The sequence below is a fragment of the Chryseobacterium sp. S0630 genome (genome assembly GCF_024158915.1).
Taxonomy (GTDB): domain Bacteria; phylum Bacteroidota; class Bacteroidia; order Flavobacteriales; family Weeksellaceae; genus Chryseobacterium.
Genome location: NZ_JAMZGF010000047.1, coordinates 1 through 24,983, shown reverse-complemented (window position 1 = coordinate 24,983; position 24,983 = coordinate 1). Strand labels below are relative to the sequence as shown.

Below are 24,983 nucleotides of genomic sequence, written 5' to 3'. Positions count from 1 at the left end.
GCACGGGCTTTAGCCCGTTAAAATAAAAATAAAACATTTCCATTGGCTTTAGCCGAAACTTAAAAAGTGGTCTTAGAACCACCCCGTCAAAAATTCTTTGAATTTTCGCCATCCCTCTGCGGGAGGGGAATTTGCACGTCCTCAATTGGAGTATTTGTCATCTCTTTTTAATACTCTTCATCGTTTGATCAAACCCATACTGCCATTGTATTTCCATGTCTTTCACAAATTGCTGATAGTTTTTCGGGAATGAAAAACAGACCTCAAATTTTCTCCAGTCAATTCCTTTTTTCAAGTAATGTCCTTCCAGTTCTTGTTTTATATTCGTCGTATCAATCTGCAAGCCGGATAAAAGTTGGTTGGTTTCTGCAAGTCTTTCATTTCCGCTGAATCCAAGGACGGAACGCACAAGTGCTTCTTCCACAGCGTTGTAAAATTGTTTCTTTTCAGTAATAATTTCCTGTGCAAGATGTTGACTTATTTCTGCAGGTACAAGATCTATAGCGCCACCTGCAAAGTGTTTTCCCTGAAGAAATGCCGGTTCTACATAAAACATATCGGAAATAGAAACTCTGGTACTTTCAAGCAGGGAAAAGTTTGTGACAATTTTGAGAAATTCTTCAATAGCACTGTTTTTCAAACTTTCAGAGCTGCTGGTAATTTGTTCAGAATTAATCTTCTTTGCTGTTTCAGGATCTGTGAAGATTGTTTTTTGATATAATTTTCTTTCATTTCTTTTTTGTCCACATTCTTCGGGTGTAAAAAGAAGTTCAGAACCAATAATGATCGTGGGGATTTCTTTTGAAAACTGAACGTTTTTAATGGATGGAAAACATAGGGATAGGTCTTGAGGCATTTCAACAAGGTATCTGTTGAAAACATCTTCAATAAACGGTGCTTTTCTTTTATCAAATATCTTCTTCAGTGAAAAAAGTCCTATTTGCGAAAGCTTTTTCTGCTTTGTCAGTACAGTACCTGAAACAAACTGAAAATATTCTTCTGACTGCAGGTATTCTTTTCGGGAAAGATGATCGGGGAATGCATTGATGATGGTAGCAGTAAATGAACCACCACAGGAAGCAATCAGAAGATCCGGCTTGAGATCGAGCTCTTCCAGAGCCGCAAAAATCCCGAGATAAATCATCAGTCTCGTTCCACCTCCTGAAAAAATAACTGCTCTTTTAAATTTTTCATCCATTGCTTTACTATTTGATCAGAAGAGGAAATAACCAGAAGAATAGGGGAGCATTGAACACCAAGCTGTCCATTCTGTCGAGAAGGCCACCATGCCCAGGAAGAAGGTTTCCAGTATCTTTTACCCCGGTTTTCCTTTTTATATAAGACATAAAAATATCTCCCAAAAATCCTGAAATTCCAAGAACGATTCCTAAAATACTGTTAGTCAGAATACCAGTTTCAAGCAGAAAATATCCTAAAATATTACTCAAAATAACAGTAAGAAAGACACCTCCGATAAGGCCCTCCAAAGTTTTATTGGGACTTATTTGAGGTGTTATTTTATGTTTTCCGAAAAATTTTCCCATCAGATACTGAAATACATCGTTCAGTTCTGTCACAACAACAATAAATATAATGGCAGTCAATCCATCAGATCTTTCCCTTATCCACAACAAATGGGGGAAAGCGAAAAGACAGATCAATAAAGCAACTGAAATTCCGTACAATTGCTTTTTGGGAGCTCCCGACAAGATAAAACGACAGAAAATAAGTATTGATATAAGAAAACTATACAAAAGATAGGTTTCAATATTTAAAAAGTATAGGAAGAAAAACTGTAGAAAACCTATGAACAGTGAAGGGAAAACAGGCGATGCATGAATTTTAAACATCCTTGAAAATTCAAAAAAGCATTGATAGCTTATCCACGAAACAAAAACGGTCATGGCAACAGGATGTGAAATACCCAGCGCAAAAACAATAATGATGTAGATCCATGTTTTTACCCTTAAAGGAACATCTGCAAATTTATTTTCTTCAGGCTTCATGCAAAGATTTCTTAAGTCGGATATAAGTACTGATCAAAAGTAGAGCAATGATAATTCCAAAAATATATTGGGAAACCCCGGAAATATTAACTCCGATAAGCATTAATAAACCATACAGTCCAAGGATAAGAGCACGGTCACTTTTTCCCATAGGACCTTCATAACGTCTTTCTTTTCCCACAATTTTTCCCATTAATCCGGCAAATTCATTGATAATGCTCAGTATGATGAAGATGACAATAAGATATAAACTCTCGGGTTGAAATTTAAGAAGCGGGAAAAATATAATCATATCTGAAACAATATCACCTAGCTCATTCAAAACCTCTCCAAGTTTACTGGTCTGATTGAATTTCCTGGCCATCATTCCGTCCAAAGCGTTTAAAGCCATTCTTAGAAGTAGTCCGACAGGAAGACTTAGGAAGAACCATTTCGAGATATCCGCATTCCAGAATAATAGCCCAATAATTATCGATAAAAGGATAGAACTGATGGTAATCTGATTGGCTGTGATTTTATTTTTGTGGAAAAATAATAAGACAGGCGTGAGGAGCTGCTGGAATTTTGGTTTTAGTTTATAGACGGAAATCATGTTGGTTATAGCTTTGTTTCATTTGCTTATATCAAATATAGATAAAAAATTTTATCAGGATTTATAATTGTTTGAAGCGGGTTTTATCATTTTCAAAATGTAAAAGATTGCTTTGTATCTCTTTTTCCCATAACTTTGCACAAACCTAATCTAATGAGTAAAAAGAATACAAAGTACATCTTTGTGACAGGAGGTGTAACTTCATCTTTGGGAAAGGGAATCGTTTCTGCTTCTCTGGGACTTCTACTAAAATCACGCGGCTTTAATGTAACGATCCAAAAATTAGATCCTTATATCAATATCGACCCAGGAACTTTGAATCCTTATGAGCACGGAGAGTGTTATGTGACTGAAGATGGTGCAGAGACGGATCTGGATTTAGGCCACTACGAGCGTTACCTTGATGCTCCTACATCCCAAAACAACAACGTTACTACAGGAAAAATTTACCAGACTGTAATTGAAAAAGAAAGAAAAGGAGATTTCCTTGGAAAAACAGTTCAGGTAATTCCTCATATTACTAACGAAATCAAACGTAGAATTAAAATGCTTTCCAAGCAGAACTACGATATCATCATTACTGAGATCGGAGGAACTGTTGGAGATATTGAATCTTTACCTTATATTGAAACTGTTCGTCAATTAAAATGGGAGTTAGGAGAGAAAAATTCTATGGTGATTCACCTTACTTTATTGCCATATCTGGCTTCAAGTGGAGAATTAAAAACAAAACCATCCCAGCACTCCGTTCGTCAGTTGATGGAAAGCGGAATTATGGCAGATGTTTTAGTTTGTAGAACAGAACATAAAATTCCTAAAGATCAGAGAGCAAAATTAGCTCAGTTCTGTAATGTTCCTTTAGATAATGTTATCGAATGTAAAGATCTTGAAACGATCTATGAAGTTCCAATGTATCTTCAGAAGCAGAACTTTGATGATGTAGTACTGAAAGAACTTGATCTGAAAAGCGATAAAGACGCAGATCTTAAAGACTGGAAGAGTTTCCTTAAAAAATTCCAGAACCCTAAAAAAACTGTTGAAATTGCATTGGTAGGAAAATATGTTTCCCTTCAGGATTCTTATATTTCTATTGCTGAAGCATTCAAACATGCAGGTGCTGACCTTGAAACTGAAGTAAAAGTAAGATGGGTATACAGTGGAGATATTACGGAAGAAAATATCAAAGATACACTGAAAGGAGTGAATGGTATACTTGTAGCTCCTGGTTTCGGAGACAGAGGAATTGAAGGAAAAGTTCTTACTGCAAAATATGCAAGAGAAAATAAAATTCCAATGTTGGGAATCTGTTTAGGAATGCAGATTATGACAATTGAATTTGCAAGAAATGTTTTAGGACATACCAAAGCAAACTCTATGGAATTTGATACAGCTACTCCTGATCCTGTAATTTCTTTGATGGAAGAACAGAAAAATGTAGTAGATAAAGGAGGAACAATGCGTCTTGGAGCATGGAAGTGTACGTTGAAAAACGGATCTAAATTAAACGATATCTACGGAGCCAAAAATATTTCTGAAAGACACCGTCACCGTTATGAATTCAACAGTGATTATCTTCAGGAGTTTGAAAAAAATGGTTTCCTTGCTACAGGTACTAACCCTGAAACAGGTTTGGTAGAAGCACTGGAACTTCCTGATCACCCATTCTATGTGGGAGTTCAGTATCATCCTGAATATAAAAGTACTGTAGCGACACCGCATCCTTTATTCAGAGCGTTTATTAAAGCTTGCGAAAAGAAATAAGGTAAAATTTTATCATAAACGTCTACATATAAACTCAGGCTGAGAATAATCAGCCTGAGTTTATTATATAGTAACAACGTAAAGCATAGAGTTTTGATAAAAAAACAGTATTTTTGTCAGCTCAAATTACGTACACCAGTACGTACATTTTAAATTTAAAATTTTAATATAAAATAAAATGCAACAAAACAACGGAATCGATAAGAAGCAAATGATTAGTTTCGCGGTTTTATGCCTTGTTCTCTTCGGTTTTATGTTCTATTTCCAGAACAAACAAACGAAAGAAGCGGAGTTGAAAGCTCAGGAGCAAAAAACGGAACAGGCTAAAAATGCCGTAAAGCAAACTCAGGCAAACAATATCAATCCAAATGTAACTCCTAATGCAATCCAGACGGCAAGCCTTGGAAATAATGAATTGAAACTTGAATTTTCAAGCTTAGGAGGACAGGTTTCCAAAGTAGAGCTTTTAAAATATAAAGCCTACAATCACAAAACAGACAATGCAGATCAGCCACTTTATCTGATCACTAAAAATAACTCCAACTACGGTTTTCAGTTTAAAGATAAAACAGGGAAGATTGTTAATACTAAAGATTTAGTTTTCTCACCTACTGTTAATGGCAATGCAGTAACTTTAACTGCAGATTATAATGGTGCTGTAATTCAATTCATTTACACACTGCTTCCAAAATACACCCTTGATTTTAAAGTAAGAACTCAGGGACTTTCTAAAATTACTTCTGATAACAAAGCAGATTTCATTTGGGACTATAATGTAAGAAACCTGGAAAAAGGTAGAGCTCAGGAGCAGTCTCACTCTGAGTTTTCTTATGCTTTCAATAATTATAAAGACTATGATTATGATGGAAGAACCACAATGGAAGAGGAAAAAGAAACCCTTAACTGGATTGGTGTAAAACAGCAGTTTTTCTCTTCAGTAATCGAAGCTAAAAACGGATTCACTCAAAATAAAGGAAACCAGGAAAATGTTGAAGAAGGAGAATATTTGAAGAAATTCAACTATGAAGGTTTCGTTCAAATGACTGGAAGTGAGCTGAACCAGGATTTCACATGGTATTTTATGCCATTGGATTTACCATTGCTTAAATCTTATGATAAAAACTTTGATGAGATTCTTCCTTTAGGTTGGTCATTCATCGGAGCAATGAACCGTTATTTCTTCATGTGGTTATACAGCATTATCGCTGCATGGGGATTATCAGCAGGTTGGGTAATTTTTGTAATGACGATCATTGTGAAACTGATCCTTTCACCTATTATGTATAAGCAGCACAAGCTAAGTGCGATGATGAAGGTAATCCGTCCGGAAATTGATGAGGTGAATGCGAAGTTCAAGGATGCAGATCCGATGAAGAAACAGCAGGCTACAATGGAAGTTTACAGAAAGGCAGGAGTAAATCAGATGGCGGGATGTTTACCGGCATTGGTTCAGATTCCAATCTTCTATGCCTTATTCCGTTTCTTCCCGAACTTTATTGATCTTAGAGGACAAGGGTTCTGGTTTGCAAAGGATTTAACAGCTTATGATGATTTGATCAAGCTTCCATTTAAAGTTCCTTTCCTTGGAGATCACTTAAGTATTTTTGCTTTAGCTTGTACGGTTGTTATTTTGATCTATACTGTAATGACTTCAGGAAATATGCAGCAGCCTCAGCAGGAAGGAATGCCAAATATGAAGGTGTTAATGTATATCTTCCCGATTACATTCCTATTCTTCCTTAACACTTCGGCTTCTGGTCTTTCATGGTATTATTTTGTATCGAATGCAATTAACATCCTCATCATCCTTGTTATTAAGTATGTGATTCTGGATGAGAAAAAAATCCATGCTCAGATTCAGTCTAACAAGGAAAAGCCGAAAGCAGAAGGTAAATTCCAGAAGAGAATGAGAGAAATGATGGAGAAAGCTCAGGAGCAGCAAAAAACTCAGGAACAGCAAAGAAATAAGAAGAAGTAATTCTTCATTATAGCATAAAAAAGAGAAGTAATTTTAATAATTGCTTCTCTTTTTTTTGGTTATTTTATTTAGAAAGATTTTAAATTTCTAATGGATGTCTACGAATTTAATAATTGAAAATGAGCGCTTTTCAATCATATTTAAGTCTGAAAGATTGTCTGTGATGAGGTGTTGGGCCGTATTTTATAAGGGCTTCCTGATGTTTTTTTGTAGCGTAGCCAAAATTGGTATCCCATCCATATTCAGGGTGTTCCTCATGAAGCTGAATCATTAATTTATCCCTGTAGTTTTTAGCAAGAATAGACGCTGCAGCAATAGATAAAACTTTGGAATCCCCTTTGATAATACATTGATGCGGGATGTAGTTATAAGGATGAAATTTATTTCCGTCCACCAAAATAAGTTCAGGGGTTATTGTCAGTTGATCCAAAGCACGGTGCATCGCATGAATACTTGCATTAAGAATATTATGTTCGTCAATAAAGGAAGGAGGTAATTCTGCGATGGCATAGTTTTTCACATTGTCTTTGATATAACTATCCAGTTCCATACGTGTTTTGAACGTTAATTTTTTGGAATCATTAACCAGATTTTGTTTGAAATCATCATCTAAAATTACCGCTGCTGCCACCACCGGACCACTTAAACACCCTCTTCCTACTTCATCACATCCGGCCTCGATATAAAGTTTCGACCAGTTTTTTATTAGCTCCATATTTGTCTGAAATAACAGATGCAAAATTAAAAAAACAAATGTATTAATCAGTTTTTTTTGATGAATGATTTTGTCAAATATAATGTGGTATAATGTACTTGTTTTTTGGATAATCCTTAAATGTTTTAAATTTATAATTTTTGTTAAAAAGGATTGTTTTTTTTGATGATTATACTATTTTTTTGATTTTTGGCGTTTTTTTTATATTTTTTAACGAAGAGTAAAATCCATATAATTTGATGATATTTCATTGTTATTGTGTATTTTTTGAATATATATTGTAATTATTGATTCTATTTTGTTTTTTATATAGTTGTTTTGTTTATTTTATGTATAAATTATCAATTGAATTTTTTATTGAATTTTTTTGAATAATGTAGTCTGATTATTTTTTAATATTTGTTAAAATTTCTTTTTTTAATAAATATTAACATTTTATTTTCGATGTTTTTTGATAATAATTGAAATTTTTATATTTTTTTAAGAAAATGCTTTGTGTTTTTAAGAAAGTTTTACAAATTTGTAGCCTGTAAAAAATAATTGAATTTGATATGAAGAAATTAACTGCGAGTGTATTTGCGGTTGTACTATCATCCTCATTTGTGATGATGTCAGCCCAAAACACTAAGGATACTCTAAAAACCAAAAATATAGAGGAGATAGTTGTTACCGGAGCCTTAGGTATCAAAAGAAAGGCTGACGCGATAACAAATACACAGCAAGTTGTAACGACAAAAGAATTGAATCAGGCATCTGCGCCAACTGCTGTACAGGCGTTGACAGGTAAGGTTTCAGGTTTACAAATCAATTTAACAAACAATGGTGTAGATCCTAGTTATAGAGTTGTCTTAAGAGGAGCTAAATCTATCACTGGTAATAACCAGGCATTAATTGTAATTGATAATGTTATTTCATCTGCTGACATCTTACAGCAGATACCACCAGAAGCAATCGAAAACATTAACGTAATTAAAGGTTTACAGGGTGCTGCTCTTTACGGTCAGCAAGGGGTAAACGGGGTAATTATTGTTACTACTAAAAGAGGAACAAAATCTGAAAAACTTCAGATGACTTTCAATTCATCTATTGATATTTCTAATGTTTTCATGCTTCCAAAAGTTCAGCAGAAATACGGTAAAGGAGTTCAGGATGAAGGATGGAGTGATGTAAGCTACGGAGGTACAAACTATGTGCCATGGGAAAACATGTCTTGGGGAGCTGCTTATGACAATCCGGCTATTGGAGGAACTATGATGCCTTCAGGTCTTCCACAGGCTGATGGATCATTTATTTATGAAAAATATGCTCCAGTGAAAAACTTCATGAATAAATTCTTTTCAACAGGAGTATTAACTCAAAACGGAATTACAGCAACAGCAGGTGGATCAGATTCATATGTGTCTTTCTCTGCTAACAGAACTGAAAATAATTTCGTAGTTGAGGGTGATAAACTAAGACAAAACAGTTTTATTTTTAAAGCTGGAAAGAAAATAGGAAAATTAAAAATTGATGGTAACATCAACTACATTAACAGAATAATATCTACTACAAACTCATCTTTATATGATGATATTCTTCAGACTCCTACTAATAATAACATCAAACTTTATAGAAATAGTGGAATTGAAGGATATTATACAGGATATGCAGTAAACCCATACTGGACTATCGATCATGAAAGATATGACAGACGTAGTGATTACTTTAGTGCTATCCTTGGTTTAGATTATGAATTGAATAAGAACATTAACATTACGTATAACGGAAACGTTACAACAAGAGGGATGACTTATACAAGACATAATGATGGTGCTGTTTTCACGAAAACTTATAACCTTCCCGGAGCTTCCATTGATGGAATTACTTTCGGAGATTTAGGTAATGGTGATATAACATCTTGGTTCTATGAAAGTACTTCTAAAGAAAGAAATTATTATGGTGACTTAATGATTAACTTTAATTATGAGTTGACAGATAAAATCGGATTGAAGTTTAACATTGGTAATAACATTCAGGACAGAACCTATAATGTAACATCTGTAGGAGGGAATAATTTAGATATCCCAGGCTGGTATCATATTAAAAATGTACTTAATCCAGATCCTTTCTCCAGCGCTAATTTAGATAACTATCAGACAAACAGTAGAATTATTGCAGGATTTGCTAACTTGGATTTAAGCTATAATGATTATTTATTCTTAAACTCCACATTTAGAATTGAGCAGTCTTCAGTATTGTCAACAAGACCTTACAGTACAGGAAAAAGAACAAACCCTGTTTATCCATATTATTCAGTTGGTTTGTCTTTTGTACCAACAAAAGCATTTGAAGGTCTAAAAGGAGATATTCTTAACTATGCAAAAATTACAGGTTCATATACAAGAGTAGGTAATACAACTGCAGTAGATCCGTACAGAACAGATGAAATCGGAGTATTCCCAACAGGATTCCCTTTCAACGGATTGAGTTCTTATATTAACAATCAAACGCCTACATCAGTAGATATTAAGCCAGAATTTGTTAATACTTTAGATTTCGGAATGTCTTTAGGATTCTTAAAAGATAGAATCAGATTAGATGCTTCAGTTTATCAGTCTACAACAGATGACTTGATTACAGCAAGAACTGCATCAAGTGCTTCCGGATTAACAAGTATTCTTGATAACGTAGGTAAAATGAGACTGAGAGGTATTGAACTTGATTTAGGAATAACGCCAATTAAAACAAGCAATTTTACTTGGGATATGAAAGTATCTTACTCTTCATACAGATCTAAAGTATTAGAATTAGCTGATGGAGCTGATGAAGTATCTTTATTAAGCAGTTCTTCTGCAGCAGTAGGTATTTTTGCTGTAAAAGGATCTGACTTCCCGGTTATCAAAGGAAGCGCATTCCAGAGAGACGACCAAGGAAGAATCATTGTTGACTCTAAAGGAAATCCTTTAACAACAAGTAATCTTCAGGTTCTAGGAAGAGCGACCCCTGATTATATTCTTGGATTCTCTACAAACATTAAGTATAAAGGGTTCACTTTATCTGCAATGGGAGACTTTAGAAAAGGAGGTAAATTTGTATCCTTTACGAAAAATCTACTTGCATTTACGGGAGGTTTAGAGGAATCAGCTGAGTTTGACAGAACTCAAGGATATATTGTTCCTAACTCAGTACAGAATACAGGTACTGCAGCGAATCCGGTATATACTCCTAACAATACTCCAGTGGGAGGTGCAGGAACTTATACTAACGTTACCAACTATTTCTCAAGTAGCGCTTATAGAGCTGTTGGAGAAAACTTGGTAGTTGATGCTACAGCATTGAAGATTAGGGAAATTGCATTAAGTTATGATTTACCAAAATCAGTCTTAGGTTCAACTTTCTTGAATTCATTGACGATTGGTGTTTATTCAAGAAACCCATTCTTTAAGTACGCAGATAACAATAGAAACTATGCGGATCCGGAAACTGCAAGTACAACTGGAAATGCTGCCGGTTTTGCTTATACAACACAGTATCCATCAACTAGAAGCTTTGGGGTGAATCTTAAAGCATCTTTCTAAACTTTAATTAATTATTACTTGAAAATGAAAAAATTTAAATATACGATACTAGGTTTAATCGTTGCCTCTATGACGTTGACTTCATGTGATCATTATCTGGATATTAATGAAAATCCAAATAACATCCATGCAGAAGCTATTACTCCAACTTTATTATTCCCTGGTGCTGTTGCTCAGACTTATAGAACACAAGCTACATGGATGAACAGATTTGGAGGGCTTATGACAAATGCTTATGCAGGTAACTCTTATTCTTTTGGTGCTCCGTTTGGTAACGAATATACATTGAATGTAGATAGTTCTTTTTATCCACAAATCTGGGATGGATTATATAGAAACGTAAGTAATTTCGTTGCTATTGAAAAATATGATAACTCTACGCATAAATATGACAATTATGTAGCTGCTGCAAAAGTGATGAAAGCTTTTTATATGCAGACTATTGTAGATTTGTACGGTGACGCTCCTTATTCTCAGGCTTTTATGGGGCAGGCTAATGCAACTCCAAAATACGATAATGATGAGGAAATCTACAGATCATTAATTCTTGGTCTGAATGATGCGATCACCCTTATTGATAACAGTAATGCTGCTGCACTTGAGTTAGGAGCTACTGATATTGTTTTTCAGGGAACAATGGATAAATGGAGACGTCTGGCAAACACTGTGAAACTAAGAATGCTAGTGAGAATGTCCAAGGTAACTGGATCTATGGCTGCTTTTAGAGATCAGCAGCTTCAGACTTTGGCAGGAGAAGACTTTGTAAATAGTGATGTTTTAGTAAATCCGGGATACAGTGCTGCTAATGATGACCAGCAGAATCCGTTTTATGGATATTATGTAAGAAACAGTTCTAACTCTCAGTTGCAGAACAATACATTATTTACAGCATCCGAGCATATTGCTACTTGTCTTAATGGTAACCCTTATAGTATGACTGATAATGTTTATCAGAAATTTAACGGTATCAAAGATGGTAGAAGAGGAAGAATGTTCTCAATGGTTAATTATAATGGTCAGTCAGTTGTAAAAGGGGTTAGACAAGGTGCTACACCTGGACAGCCGGGAGCTCCGACAGATCTTACAACGGTTTCAAGATTTGGAAATGGTTGGATATTTGGAAATGGAAGTCCTAGCACAACTTCTCAGTTGACATCTGTTGGGTCTGCAAAATCAGGAGTTATAATGACTCAGTCAGAGAGTGAATTCCTTCAGGCTGAAGCAGCAGTGAGATATCCGGGTATTTTTGCAATTAACGGTCAGGAAAGCTTCGAAAAAGGTATTAAAGCATCTTTTGACTATCTTTATGCTGCTAATGCTGACTATATTGCATACAAAGCTGCAATTCAAACTAAAGTAGGTTTAGGATGGATTGGAACTAATGATAATAAGATTGAAGCTATCATGACTCAGAAATGGTTAGCTACTGCTGGAATTAACCCTACAGAATCTTTCATCGATTATAACAGAACTGGTTTCCCAGTTACCCCTATGGCAACAACTTCAGCGAAGCCTAACAAGCCATACAGATTGATGTATCCGTCATCTGAATACGTAGCTAACTCAGCAAACGTTCCTCAGATTTCAAATGCTCAATGTTTTACTAAGAACTCAACAACTCCTTTCTGGAATCAAAACTAATTCTTATAAAACAATTTTAATATATTTTACCGCCTTCGGGCGGTTTTTTTGTTTTTAAAATCAGAAAAATTTTCAAATTCAAAGATATGCCTAGCATAGTACTAGCTATGGGTATTTATGGATTTTATCTTTGTGTTTTTTTAATTTATTGATAGTCAGTTTGTTTAAAATAATAATTGAATTTGAAATATAGATTATATCAATTTAATTGATTGTTATTATTTCTTAAAAAAAATTAATATTTAAATGGTTTGTTTTTGTTAAATGTTTTGTTTTTAACTTATTTTAGTATGTATCTAGATGTTTTTGTTTTAAAATATTGAAATATGTATAATTTTTTTAACTTTTACTTTGTGGTATTAAGAAAGTTTTACAAATTTGTAAGGTCACAAAAATTAATTTGATATGAAGAAACTAACAGCAAGTCTTCTTGTTTTGGTATTGTCTTCTTCTATAGCTGTTGCCAATGCCCAGCAAAAGAATGATACTATTAAGACAAAAGAAATTGAGGGTGTGGTTGTAACCGCACTCGGGATTAAAAGAGAGAAAAAATCTCTTGGTTATGCTTCTGAAGAAGTGAAAGCTGCGGAATTAACCGGTGGAACTACCAATACCGGAAACGTTGCATCTCTTCTTTCAGGTAAGGTAGCCGGACTACAGGTAAATACAAACAACAACTTTGGCGGATCTGCAAACCTCTTGATCAGAGGTTATAAATCTTTAAATGGTGGATCTCCACTTATTGTAATTGATGGCTCACCTGTTAACAATACAACTGTCACAACAGGAGCTCCTTTCGATTATGGTAATTTCCTATCAGATATCAATCAGGAAGATATTGAATCCATTAACGTACTAAAAGGAGCAGCAGCTTCTGCTTTATATGGTGAAAGAGGTAGTGATGGAGTTATTCTTATTGTAACCAAAAGCGGTAGAGGAAACAATGATGGAAGCTGGGGAGTTACTCTAAGCTCCGGAATTACGGCTGGTTTTATTGATAAATCTACATTCCCAAAATATCAGACTAAATATGGAGCCGGATATGGTGGAGAATCCTGGAACGAAGATCCGGGGCCTGGAGGATATAATTATGCGAACTTTGGTGATGATGCATCTTATGGTCCTGCATTTAATCCTAATTCATTGGTTTACCAATGGGATTCATTTGATCCATCCTCTCCTAATTATGGTAAAGCAACACCTTGGGTAGCCGCTAAAAACGGACCTATCAAATTCTTTGAAACACCAGTCACATACGTTAATAGCCTTACCATTGAAAAAGGAAATAAAACATCAAATCTTTCCTTATCCTATTCCAATATGCTTTCCAATGGTCTGATGCCAAATTCAGAACTAAGAAAAAATACTATTTCTGCAAAATTCAGCCATGATTTTACAGATAAATTACACGCTTCAGTCTTTACTACATTAACATTGCAAGGTACAAGAGGACGTAATGAAACAGGTTATTCAGATAATATTGTTTCAGGTTTTAGACAATGGTGGCAAACCAACGTGGATGTAGCTGCTCTAAGAAATGCCTATCAGAATAATGGAAACAGTAATTTTAGCTGGAACAGAACTTCATCAGCAGACGGAACTCCTCAATATTGGAATAACCCTTATTTCCAAAGATATCAGAGTTATCAGTCAGATGACAGAACAAGGGTTTTTAGCTATGCACAATTAAAATATGATGTTTCCAAAAACTTCGGTATTACCGGAAAATTATCTTACGATGATTTGCAGATGGTTGTAGAAGAAAGATTGATGAACGGATCATTACCTCAGGTATTTGGAGCTTCAGGTCTTAACGTGGGCTCAGGATATGCAAGAACGAATGTTAAAAATTCAGAAATGAATTTTGATTTATTTGCTAACTATAAATTCGATATCACACCAGACTTGAATGTTAGTGGTATTGCCGGAGGAAACGTTAGAAGAAACTTAATCGACAATGTGTATATGAGTACGGAAGGAGGTTTATCTAAACCAGGGCTTTTTGCAATATCTAACTCTGTGAGAACAATTCTTCCTCCTGATGAAAATTATGCGAAATTCTTAACGTCAAGTTTATATGCAACAGCATCTGTTGGTTATAAGAACTTCTTATTTGTAGATGGTACTTTCCGTGTGGACCAATCTTCAAACTTACCAAAAGGAAATAACAGTTATTCATATCCATCAGTAACCGGGTCCCTTATCTTGTCAGAATTTGTAAAACAGCCATGGCTTAGCTTCTGGAAAGTAAGAGGAAACTATGCAGAAGTAGGTTCTTCAACAAATAACTACAGGCTTGCCAATACATTTAAAGCAAGAGGAGAAGGATTGTTTGATCAGCCTTATTTCCTTGCTAACCCTGATTTGAAACCTCAGAGATCCAAAGAAACTGAATTTGGTATGGAGGCTCAGTTCTTCAGAAATAGATTAGGATTTGATATTGCTATTTATAAGACCAAAACGATTGACCAGATTATTAATCTACCGGTATCTTCAGCTACAGGATATCGTACATTCTTAGTGAACGCTGGGCAGATTGATAATAAAGGTATCGAAGTTCAGTTGAATGGTACTCCATTTAAATCTGATAACTTTTCCTGGGATGTGAACGTAAACTGGTCTAAGAACGAAAATAAAGTGATTGCATTAAATGGTAATTCACAGAATTATCTAATGGCAACCTATCAGAATGGAGTTTCTTTGAATGCCCGTGTAGGAGAAGCTTTTGGAGCATTGGTAGGGTCAGATTATCAATATGATGCTAACGGTAACAAAATTGTAGATCCGGTTAGCGGAAATTATCTGAGAAATAATAACCAGGTTATCGGAAATATCACACCAGACTGGGTAGGAGGTATAAGAAACAGTTTCCGTTACAAAGAGTTCTCTTTAAGCTTCCTTATTGATGTAAAACAGGGAGGAGATGTATATTCTCCGGATATGGCCTATGGTATAGCAACTGGTTTGTATGAAGAGACAGCTTATTACAGAGAAAGCGGAGTGATCAATCCGGGAGTGAATCCAAACGGAAATGTTAATACTACGGTTGCAGGCGACCCAACTTCTGCGGGTAGTGTAGACGGATATGGTGTTATGCCAAATAAGAGATTCGTATATGATGCATCTTATGTAAAATTAAGAGAAGCCAGTATAGGATATTCTTTGCCAAAATCTATTTTAGCAAATACTTCTATTCGGGATGCAAAAATATCTATTGTAGGTAGAAACTTATGGATTATCCACAAGAATTTACCATACGCTGATCCGGAAGCAGGTACAGGTAACGGATTAGCTGCAAAAGGACAGTCTATTGGGGTACTTCCAACGACTCGTGATATTGGAATAGATATAACTTTAAAATTCTAAAAAAATGAAAAAAATATTTTTAATCATAGGCTTAGCTTCATTGTCATTAACTTTTACTTCTTGTGAAAGAGAAATTACTTCATTGAATGAAGATCCTAAGCACCCGACGGTAGTGCCTTCCGGAGTACTTTTTGCAAGTGCAGAACAGGTTTTACTTGATCAGATATTGAACGTCAATGTTAACCGTAATATTAGCCGATTTTTTACCCAGCAATGGTCAGAAACAACATATATTGATGAATCAAGATATGATATGGTTTCAAGACCTATTCCTAGAAATCATTACAATCGTATGATGGCCTCTTCTTCAGCTACAGTAAATTCTCCGGGAGTTCTTTCAGCATTGAGAGATGCCAGAAGATTTCTTGAAGATGAAGGAGTTGCTAGTGTGAAGAAGAATAATAATATTGCGATGATTGAATTGGTAAATGTTTATGCATGGGCCAATTTAGTAGATACCTATGGAGATATTCCTTATTTCGGAGCTCTTAAGGCCACCGCAGAAAATCCAGGAAATTCAGAAATCCCTTATGATGATGCAAAGACTATTTATCTTGATCTGATAAAAAGAATCGATGCTGCTCTTGCTATGATTAATACTTCAGATACAGGATATTCCAATGATCTTATCTATAAAGGAGATATGTCCAAATGGAAAAAAATGGCGAATTCTTTGAAGTTTAGATTAGCAGTTACTCTTGCTGATGTTGAACCAGCTCTGGCTAAAACGTATGCTGAAGCAGCATATACAGGCGGGTTATTCACAGAAAAACTGGATAACTTCGGATTGCAGACTTTCCCTTCGGGATTATTATCCAACCCTGTTTATCAGGATGTCATTCAATCCGGTAGAAATGACTTTTTACCGTCTGATGTCTTAATGAATTTTATGAATGGTAAAAGCGACCCAAGAAGAGCTATTTGGTTTACAACAGTAGAAGGTGCTTATATTGGAGGGAAATATGCCAAGCAAAACGTTTTCGGACAGTATTCTCATTTTACAAATGCTATTTCTGGGGAAAATGCTCAAGGTTTCTTGTTGGATTATACAGAAATTATGTTCTTAAGAGCTGAAGCTGCACAAAGAGGATTCAGTGTAGGAGGAGCTGCTGCCACTATATATTCTGATGCAATTAGAGCTTCCATGGCAGAATACGGTGTAAGTACTGTTAACGCTGAGGCATATGTTTCTGCTAATCCATATGATGCTGTCAACTGGAAAAAATCAATTGGAGAACAATCATGGGTAGCCATGTTTAATAAAGGTTTCCAGGCATGGAACTTTGCAAGAAGACTGGACTTCCCGGTATTCGTAAATCCTTCAAACTCCAGAGTAGAAGCAGTTCCAATCAGAATGCGTTATTCTGACCAAGAATATCTATTGAATGCTACGAACGTAAATGCCGCAGCAACAAAAATAGGAGGGGATAAAGTTTCAACGAAGATCTTCTGGGATAAGTTTTAATTTGAATAATAATCCGGCTGATCCTAATACCATTAGCCGGATGTAGAAAATACTTAATTATGAAATATTTTATTGGAATTCTTTTATTAATGGGATTTGTTTCATGTTCTAATGATGATGATGATCATCAAGCAGTAGCCAATGATGTAAGCATAAATGGAATCTGGAAGCCCTTTAAATATGAATTCAGAGGTAAAAATATTGTACTGAATGATTGTGAAGACAAAGGAGTCATAATGATTAATGCAGATTTCTCAGGAGCCTATGACAGATATGAGTCTGGAGTTTCGGGGAATTGTAATTTATCAGATTCTTTTGTAGGAAAATGGGCTTTTGATAGTTTATATAATACTCTTACAATTACTTATAACGATGCTGGAGTGACTAAAACTATGAAAAAACAAGTGCAGTCCTATTCAGATACAGAACTCAGAATTAATGATAACAGCAAAAATTTGGACAATACGCCCGGAAATGACGAGGCTGTCCTTGTTTTCGGAAAAGAATAAATAATTCTTGCTTGCATATAAAAACCGCCTTATGGCGGTTTTTTTTATTTATAAACTTTTTTTTAGAGTATATTGTGAATTAATATTGCTTTTTGGGTTTATATTTATCAGTTTTTCAGCGTGTTGTGAGTGTGTGGTCAATGTGTAGATATTTATGCATTAATTGAAATATTGATGTTATTTTTTTTTATTAAATACTTTGTTTTTGATGTATTTTATTAATTGATTTAGTTGTTTTTCATACTGATTATTGTATTTATTTCTGTTTTATTTGTATTTGTTTGTTAATTTATCAATAAAAATACAAATTTGCTGAGTAAAAATTAATTTTGATATGAAGAAACTAACAGCAAGTCTTCTTGTTTTAGTATTATCTTCTTCTATAGCGGTTGCGAACGCTCAACAAAAGAATGATACTATTAAAACAAAAGAAATTGAGGGTGTGGTTGTAACCGCACTCGGGATTAAAAGAGAGAAAAAATCTCTTGGTTATGCTTCCGAAGAAGTAAAGGCTGAGGCATTAACAGGTGGAACTACCAATACAGGGAACGTTGCAGGTTTACTTTCTGGTAAAGTTGCAGGTCTTCAGGTTAACACAAACAACAACTTTGGCGGATCATCAAACTTATTGATCAGAGGGTATAAATCTCTGTCAGGAGGATCTCCGCTTATTGTAGTTGATGGATCTCCAGTAAATAATGGAAGTGTCAAAGGAACTGCTTTTGATTATGGAAATTTCTTATCGGATATCAATCAGAATGATATTGAAAGTATAAATGTTTTAAAAGGAGCAGCTGCTTCTGCTTTATACGGAGAAAGAGGAAGTGATGGTGTAATTTTGATTGTTACTAAAAACGGACGTGGAAAACAAGACGGAAGTTGGGGAGTAACATTGAACTCAAACATCAATGTAGGTTTTATTGATAAATCTACTTTCCCTAAATATCAATCAAGATATGGAGCTGGTTATGGAGCTGTGTACGGAAATAATGGGAATGAATATTTTAACCATGATCCGAACACTGGAGAACTTCAGGTGCCATTTACCGAAGATGCTTCTTATGGAGCTGAGTTTAACCCTAACTTATTAGTTCGTCAATGGTATTCTTACGATCCAACTTCCCCTTATTATGGGATGGCAACACCTTGGGTAGCAGCTAAAAATGGGCCTATTAAATTCTTTGAAACTCCGGTAACGTATGTTAACTCCATTTCATTGGAGAAAGGAAATAAATCATCGAACATATCATTGTCATACTCAAATATGCTTTCTAATGGTTTATTGCCAAATTCAGATTTGAGAAAAAATAATTTAACTGCAAAGTTTAGCTATGATTTTACAGATAAACTACATGCTACTGTATTTTCAACTTTAACCATTCAGGATACAAAAGGACGAAACGAAACTGGATATTCTGATAATATTGTAACTGGATTCAGACAGTGGTGGCAGACGAACGTAGACATCTATGAATTAAGAGATGCCTATGCCAGATCGAATAACAGCAACAATACATGGAATAGAAATTCTGGCTCAGATGGAACACCTATTTATTGGAATAACCCATATTTCCAGAGATATAATAACTATCAAACTGACTCCAGAACAAGAACATTCAGCTATGCACAGTTAAAGTATGATGTTTCTAGAAACTTTGGAATTACAGGGAAGTTATCTTATGACAATATGCAAATGCTAATTGAAGAAAGATTGACTAACGGCTCATTACCTCAGTCTTTTGGAGCTTCAGGAAATAATGTAACTTCAGGATATTCCCGTCAGGATGTAAGAACTTCAGAAACCAACTTTGATTTATTTGCTAATTACAAATTCGATATCCTGGAAGACTTAAATGTTAGTGGTATCGTAGGAGGGAATGTAAGAAGAAACCTAAGTGATGCAGTGTATGCAAGTACAGAAGGTGGTCTTGCAACTCCGGGATTGTATGCAATTTCTAACTCTGCAAATCCAATCATCCCGCCGGATGAAAACTACGCAAAATGGCTTACATCCAGTTTATATGCTACGGCTTCTTTCGGATATAAAAATTTATTATTTGTAGACGGAACGTATAGAGTAGACAGAAGTTCAAACCTTCCAAAAGCTAATAATACCTATGATTACTATTCAGCAACAGGATCTTTAATTCTTTCAGAATTATGGAAGCAAAACTGGTTAAGCTTCTGGAAAGTAAGAGCCAATTATGCAGAAGTAGGTTCCTCAACTGTGAATTATCAACTAAATAATACCTATAGAGTAAGAGGAGGATTTGGAGGTACGGGATTGGTTAATCAATCATATTTCTTAGCAAATCCAGATCTTAAACCACAGAGATCAAAAGAAGTGGAATTTGGTATGGAAGCTCAATTCTTAAAAAACAGAATAGGATTTGATATAGCTGTTTATAAAACGCGTACTCTTGATCAAATTATCAATCTTCCGGTTTCCTCAGCGACTGGGTATAGAACATTCCTAGTAAATGCAGGACAGATTAATAATAAAGGTATTGAAGTTCAGTTAAATGGTACGCCGATTAAAAATTCTAACTTTAGTTGGGATATTGATGTAAATTGGTCTAAAAACGAAAATGAAGTAATTTCTCTATATGGTGATTCCCAAAACTATTTATTGGCACAATATCAGGGAGGTGTTTCATTAAATGCAAGAGTTGGTGAAGCATTTGGAGCTTTGGTTGGTTCAGATTATGTTTACGATGCCAATGGAGAGCGTGTTGTGTCCCCTACTAACGGGAGATATTTAAGAAATCCAAATCAGGTAATCGGAAATATTACCCCAGATTGGATTGGAGGTATCAGGAATAGCTTTACTTATAAAGGAATTTCTGTGAGTTTCTTAATTGATATCAAACATGGTGGGGATGTATTCTCTACAGATATGTATTATGGTCTTGCTACAGGTTTGTATGAAGAGACTGCTGTAGGAGATTATAGAACAGCTGGGGTTATTAATCCAGGTGTAAATCCTAACGGACAAGTAAATACAACTCCTACAAGTGCTCCTGGTAGTTTTGGTAACGTGGATGGATACAGAAGAATGCCAAACAGCAGATTTGTATATGATGCTTCTTATGTTAAGTTAAGAGAAGCTAGTATTGGTTACAGCCTTCCAAAATCAATTCTTGCCAATACTTCTATACAGGAAGCAAAAATTTCTTTAGTTGGAAGAAACCTTTGGATCATTCACAAAAACTTACCTTATGCAGATCCTGAAGCAGGAACTGGAAACGGGTTAGCTTCAAAAGGAAACTCTATTGGGGTACTTCCTACAACACGTGACATAGGTATCAATGTAACATTAAAATTCTAAACAAAACATGAAAAAGATAATTTTAATATTAAGTCTAATTTCTTTAACTGTGGCTACCACTTCTTGTGAACGTGATATCACATCTTTGAATGAAGACCCAAAACACCCATCAATTGTTCCTTCAGGGTTATTGGTGGCAAGTGCAGAACAGGCGTTAATATCGCAGATGCTAACCCCTAACGTTAATAATAATATCTCAAGATTCTTTACTCAGCAATGGGCACAAACTACCTATGTTGATGAATCAAACTATGATATGGTAACAAGACCTATCCCAAGAAGCCATTATAATGTAATGATGGCTTCAAGATCTGCTACAGTGCATTCTGCGGGGGTTCTGTCTGCTCTTAGAGATGCTAAACAATTTCTTCAAAATGAGGGTGGAAGTGCCGTGAAGAAAAAAAATAATATAGCTATTATTGAATTGATCAGTGTATACACATGGGCAAATCTTGTTGATACATATGGGGATGTCCCTTATTTTGGAACTTTAAAAGCTGTTCCAGGGAGTCCGGGAGCTTCTGAAATTCCTTATGATGATGCAAAAACAATTTATCTGGATCTGATAAAAAGAATTGATGCCGCTGTTGCAATGATTAGTACCGCAGAGTCCGGATATGCTGATGACTTATTCTATAAAGGAAATATGTCTAAGTGGAAAAAAATGGGTAACTCTTTAAAATTCAAATTAGCAGTAACTCTTTCCGATGCTGATCCGGCATTTGCAAAAAATACTGCTGAGGCAGCTTATGCAGCTGGTTTATTCGAAAGTAAAGATGATAATTTTGGTTTAGCGGCTTTTCCATCAGGATTATTTGCTAATCCTGTATATCAGGAAGATGTACAGTCTGGTAGAAATGATCTTGTTCCTTCAGAAGTGTTGATAAACTATATGAATTCTACTTCGGATCCTAGAAGAGCAAGATGGTTTGTAAAAGCAGATAGAGTATTCGACAAAATTACTGGAAAGTACAAGCCTAATACAGGTGCATATAAAGGAGGAGTTTATGGAAAAGGAAATTCATTTGTGAATTACTCACATATGACCTCTCCAAAAATAGATATTAACGGAGTTCCTGATATGGGAGACGATAATGATTATATGCTTTTCACAGAGAACGCTCAAGGATATTTGCTGGATTACTCAGAAATCTCATTCTTAAGAGCTGAAGCAGCAGCACGCGGTTTTAGTGTTGGTGGAACAGGAGCGGGTCTATATGGAGAAGCTATCACTGCTTCTATGACAGAATATGGTATTGCCCCTGCATCTGCAGCTACATTCATTGCAGCAAATCCATATGATGCTTCAAACTGGAGAAAATCTATAGGTTTCCAGGCTTGGGTTGCCATGTTTAATAAAGGATTCCAGGCATGGAATTTTGCAAGAAGATTAAATTACCCTGTGTTTGAAAATCCTGAAGATTCTACAGTAGAATCTGTGCCGGTAAGAATGAAGTATTCTGATCAGGAATATTTGCTTAACAAAGCTAATGTTGAGAAAGCTGCTTCAAAAATTGGAGGAGATAAAGTATCAACTAAAGTTTTCTGGGACGTAAACTAATGTAATGATCCTTTGAAATCAATAATAATGGTATTCCTGTAGCAATGCAGGAATATCTTATTTAAAAAATTATACAATACAATATGAAGTTTTTGATTGGGCTTATTGCCATAATGGGAATTGTTTCTTGCAGCAGTGGCGATGACAGGAGTAATTCTAAAACAGAAGAGGTGAGTGTTAATGGTACATGGAAACCTTCCCGATATGAGTTTAAAGGGAAAAGCTATCCTGTATCCACTTGTGAAAAAAAAGGACAGATACTTATTAATACTGACTTTTCGGGTGTATATGAAAGATATGAAGCAGGTGCTGGAGCCGGGGAGTGTATAAAACCTGAATCCTATTTAGGGAAATGGGCTTATGATAGGATGTATGGTAAACTAACGCTTACTTATACGGAAGCAGGAGTGAGTAAAACATCACAGAAAACTGTCGAAGATTTCTCTGATACTGAACTGAAAATTGTTGATGGTTCTAAAAATGTAGATGGAATCCCAGGTAATGATGATGCTGTATTAGTTTATTTAAAAGAATAAAAATACTTTAAGAAACCGCCTTCGGGCGGTTTTTTTATTTCCGTATATTTGTAACTCAGATTTTGAATTGAAACAGACTGTAAAAATGTTTCAGCGATAAGCATTAAAAAGAGAATTTAGAAACATGAATATTAAAGATATCATAGAACAGAAACTTTCGGAGGTCATTTTAAATGTATATCAGTTAAAAGACATCAAACTGGAAGTTCAGGAAAATAAAACGGAATTTGAGGGCGATTTTACCATTGTTACTTTTCCGTTGGTAAAACAATTGAAGAAAAATCCTGAGAGCATCGGGGTTGAATTAGGAGAAGCTTTAACAGAGCAGACAGAGCTTTTTGAAAGCTTTAACGTAGTAAAAGGTTTCCTTAATGTGAAGGTGAAAAACCAATTGTTTGTGGATAACTTTAGATCTGTAAGCGAAAACTTCTCTGTTGTAGAAAAGAAAAATGCTACAGTAATGGTAGAATATTCTTCACCGAATACTAATAAGCCATTGCACTTGGGACATATCAGAAATAATTTATTAGGATTCTCAGTTGCCCAGATTTTAAAAGAAGCCGGATATGATGTAATCAAAACTCAGATCATCAACGACAGAGGAATTCATATCTGTAAATCTATGCTGGCTTGGGAGAAATTCGGAAACGGAGCAACTCCTGAAACGACCAATACCAAAGGAGACAAATTTGTTGGAAACTACTATGTAGAATTTGACAAAAACTATAAAAAAGAAATTGCAGAACTTGTAGAGCAGGGTGTAGGAGAGGAGCAGGCTAAAAAAGATGCTCCGGTAATGAAAGAAGCTCAGAAAATGCTTTTGGATTGGGAAAATGGAGACAAAACAGTAAGAGCGCTTTGGGAAGAAATGAACTCATGGGTTTATAAAGGTTTCAACGAAACGTATAAAAGACTGGGAGTAGATTTTGACCAGGTTCAATATGAAAGCAATACGTATATTTTAGGAAAAGATCTTATCCAGGCTGGTTTGGACAAAGGTGTTCTGTATCAGAAAGAAGATGGTTCTGTTTGGTGCGACCTTACAGATGAAGGGCTTGATCAGAAACTGTTGTTACGTTCAGACGGTACCTCAGTCTACATGACTCAGGATCTTGGAACGGCAGTGGAGCGTTTTAAGCAGAATAATATTCAGAAACTGATCTATACCGTAGGAAACGAACAGGATTATCACTTCCAGGTTTTATTTAAAATCCTGAAAAAATTAGGATACGAATGGGCTGATCAGTTGTTCCACCTTTCTTACGGAATGGTAGAACTTCCTGAAGGTAAAATGAAATCCCGTGAAGGAACAGTAGTAGATGCAGACGACCTGATGCAGGAAATGTATGAAACAGCAAAATCTAAAGCTCAGGAATTAGGAAAACTGGAAAGCCTTTCAGAAGAAGATAAAGAAGCATCTTATGAAACGGTAGGATTAGGTGCATTGAAATATTTCATGCTTAAAGTTGATCCTAAGAAAAAAATGCTTTTCAACCCTGCAGAAAGTATTGATTTTAACGGAAATACAGGTCCGTTTATTCAATATACCTATGCACGTATTCAGTCGTTATTGTCTAAAGCAGGTGCTTTACAGTCCGAAACTGCTGATATTGAATTGAATCAATCTGAAAAAGAATTGATTATGCAACTGACCAACTTTAAAACTGTAGTGGCTAAATCAGCGGAAACCTTAAGTCCGGCTTTGGTTGCCAACTATGTTTATGATCTTGTGAAAGCATACAACTCTTTCTATCAGAATAATCCTATTCTGAATCAGGAAGATGAAAATGTAAAACAATTCCGTTTGAATATCTCGGATATCACAGCAAAAACGATCAAAAAGTCGTTAGAACTGCTGGGAATCGGAACCGTAAACAGAATGTAAAAATAGAAAGAAGCCGTCTCATTTTCCTTGAGGCGGTTTTTGTTTATAAACTACCCATATTATTTTTTTAGGATGATTTTTTT

Annotated in this window: 15 protein-coding genes; 11 read left to right on the top strand and 4 right to left on the bottom strand. The window is 35.3% G+C overall.

The window, feature by feature from the left end:
- Window positions 1-157 precede the first annotated feature (157 nt).
- Genes NK356_RS17800 through NK356_RS17790 form a run of 3 tightly spaced genes read right to left on the bottom strand, consistent with a single transcriptional unit; the run spans window position 158 to window position 2,598 of the window.
- A complete protein-coding gene (locus NK356_RS17800; RefSeq protein WP_253317623.1) occupies window positions 158-1,198 on the bottom strand; it encodes a patatin-like phospholipase family protein in 1,041 nt (346 codons plus the stop codon).
- 7 nt (window positions 1,199-1,205) lie between these two features.
- Window positions 1,206-2,006, bottom strand: coding sequence for a phosphatidate cytidylyltransferase (locus tag NK356_RS17795; RefSeq protein ID WP_253317622.1), 801 nt, complete (start codon window positions 2,004-2,006; stop codon window positions 1,206-1,208).
- Window positions 1,996-2,598 carry a CDP-alcohol phosphatidyltransferase family protein gene (locus NK356_RS17790; protein ID WP_253317621.1) on the bottom strand — a complete coding sequence of 201 codons (603 nt, stop codon included), beginning with the start codon at window positions 2,596-2,598 and terminating at the stop codon, window positions 1,996-1,998. The genes NK356_RS17795 and NK356_RS17790 overlap by 11 nt, the downstream gene beginning before the upstream one ends.
- Before the next feature lie 153 nt (window positions 2,599-2,751).
- On the opposite strand from NK356_RS17790, the gene NK356_RS17785 reads away from it, so the two are divergent.
- On the top strand, window positions 2,752-4,359 hold the full coding sequence (locus NK356_RS17785; RefSeq protein ID WP_034696118.1) for a CTP synthase: 1,608 nt from the start codon (window positions 2,752-2,754) through the stop codon (window positions 4,357-4,359).
- Between the two features lie 178 nt (window positions 4,360-4,537).
- Window positions 4,538-6,337 carry a membrane protein insertase YidC gene (gene yidC, locus NK356_RS17780; protein WP_034696117.1) on the top strand — a complete coding sequence of 600 codons (1,800 nt, stop codon included), beginning with the start codon at window positions 4,538-4,540 and terminating at the stop codon, window positions 6,335-6,337.
- 130 nt (window positions 6,338-6,467) lie between these two features.
- Here yidC and NK356_RS17775 read toward each other — a convergent pair whose 3' ends face one another.
- Window positions 6,468-7,052 carry a ribonuclease HII gene (locus NK356_RS17775; RefSeq protein ID WP_034696116.1) on the bottom strand — a complete coding sequence of 195 codons (585 nt, stop codon included), beginning with the start codon at window positions 7,050-7,052 and terminating at the stop codon, window positions 6,468-6,470.
- Window positions 7,053-7,603: 551 nt separating this feature from the next.
- Here NK356_RS17775 and NK356_RS17770 point away from each other — a divergent pair.
- From NK356_RS17770 to argS, 9 genes are all read left to right on the top strand, one after another.
- Window positions 7,604-10,609 carry a SusC/RagA family TonB-linked outer membrane protein gene (locus NK356_RS17770; RefSeq protein WP_253317620.1) on the top strand — a complete coding sequence of 1,002 codons (3,006 nt, stop codon included), beginning with the start codon at window positions 7,604-7,606 and terminating at the stop codon, window positions 10,607-10,609.
- Window positions 10,610-10,633: 24 nt separating this feature from the next.
- Entirely contained in the window at window positions 10,634-12,250 is a 1,617-nt protein-coding gene (locus NK356_RS17765; RefSeq protein ID WP_081906455.1) for a SusD/RagB family nutrient-binding outer membrane lipoprotein, read from the top strand.
- A gap of 405 nt (window positions 12,251-12,655) precedes the next feature.
- Window positions 12,656-15,616, top strand: coding sequence for a SusC/RagA family TonB-linked outer membrane protein (locus NK356_RS17760; RefSeq protein WP_253317619.1), 2,961 nt, complete (start codon window positions 12,656-12,658; stop codon window positions 15,614-15,616).
- Between the two features lie 4 nt (window positions 15,617-15,620).
- Window positions 15,621-17,081: a SusD/RagB family nutrient-binding outer membrane lipoprotein gene (locus tag NK356_RS17755; protein ID WP_034696113.1), complete on the top strand. Its 1,461-nt coding sequence runs from the start codon at window positions 15,621-15,623 to the stop codon at window positions 17,079-17,081.
- Between the two features lie 59 nt (window positions 17,082-17,140).
- Window positions 17,141-17,590 carry a lipocalin family protein gene (locus tag NK356_RS17750; protein WP_253317618.1) on the top strand — a complete coding sequence of 150 codons (450 nt, stop codon included), beginning with the start codon at window positions 17,141-17,143 and terminating at the stop codon, window positions 17,588-17,590.
- Window positions 17,591-17,924: 334 nt separating this feature from the next.
- Window positions 17,925-20,918: a SusC/RagA family TonB-linked outer membrane protein gene (locus tag NK356_RS17745; protein WP_253317617.1), complete on the top strand. Its 2,994-nt coding sequence runs from the start codon at window positions 17,925-17,927 to the stop codon at window positions 20,916-20,918.
- Between the two features lie 7 nt (window positions 20,919-20,925).
- On the top strand, window positions 20,926-22,479 hold the full coding sequence (locus NK356_RS17740) for a SusD/RagB family nutrient-binding outer membrane lipoprotein (RefSeq protein ID WP_034696110.1): 1,554 nt from the start codon (window positions 20,926-20,928) through the stop codon (window positions 22,477-22,479).
- An 83-nt stretch (window positions 22,480-22,562) separates the two neighbouring features.
- Window positions 22,563-23,015, top strand: a complete 453-nt coding sequence (locus NK356_RS17735) for a lipocalin family protein (RefSeq protein WP_081906453.1) — start codon at window positions 22,563-22,565, stop codon at window positions 23,013-23,015.
- 124 nt (window positions 23,016-23,139) lie between these two features.
- Window positions 23,140-24,900 carry an arginine--tRNA ligase gene (argS, locus tag NK356_RS17730; RefSeq protein ID WP_253317616.1) on the top strand — a complete coding sequence of 587 codons (1,761 nt, stop codon included), beginning with the start codon at window positions 23,140-23,142 and terminating at the stop codon, window positions 24,898-24,900.
- Window positions 24,901-24,983: the final 83 nt, after the last annotated feature.